The sequence below is a fragment of the Haloferax sp. Atlit-12N genome (genome assembly GCF_003383095.1).
Lineage (GTDB): Archaea > Halobacteriota > Halobacteria > Halobacteriales > Haloferacaceae > Haloferax.
In genome coordinates this window covers 1-604 of record NZ_PSYW01000063.1, presented here as the reverse complement: position 1 = coordinate 604, position 604 = coordinate 1, and the positions used below count along the sequence as shown (strand labels likewise).

The 604-nt window shown below is 63.7% G+C and carries 2 pseudogenes; both read right to left on the bottom strand.

The annotated features are described in order from the left end of the window. Positions 1 to 180: pseudogene (locus C5B90_RS20000) on the bottom strand (hypothetical protein); the annotation flags it as partial. A 142-nt stretch (positions 181 to 322) separates the two neighbouring features. Beyond that, positions 323 to 604 (bottom strand): annotated as a pseudogene (locus C5B90_RS19995) (hypothetical protein); the annotation flags it as partial.

Below are 604 nucleotides of genomic sequence, written 5' to 3'. Positions count from 1 at the left end.
TGCCGAGTCTGGCGGGCCGACGACCGTGGCATGAATCCGAACGAGCACCTCGTCGTCATCGGGTATCGGCGTTGCAACCTCCTCGACGCGGAGGACATCCGCCGACCCGTACGTCTTGGCCACGACGGCCCGCATCTGCGCGCGACTCTTCACTGACTGTTCTTCGACACTGGGTGTCATCGCGGAGTACGTACGACGTCAGACAGCGTAAAGTGAGAGTACACCAGCCGAGCAGCCGGATTTCTATCAGTGGAGACCCCCTGGACACGGAACGTGTATGCGACACCCCGTCCGTGTTTGTCTCACACCGCCGTCGATCGAGTCACTCCTCACGGAGGTACGCGGGCGCCTCCCGGCGACCTGCGCGTAACAGGAGGACGCCGAGCGCAACGAACCAGACGATCTGGGTCAGGCCGAAGACGCCACCGCCGATCTCGCCCAGCACTGGAATCGCCGAAAGGATGCCTGCACTCCCAACCACGAGCCCGAAGTAATTCACCAGCCTGTGGAGTGCTCGCGTTCGAAGCGCGACTACGCTCACGAGGAGCGTCCAGAGGCCGCCGACAATGCCGTTGCCGCCGCCCAGCCCATCGATGACCGGACT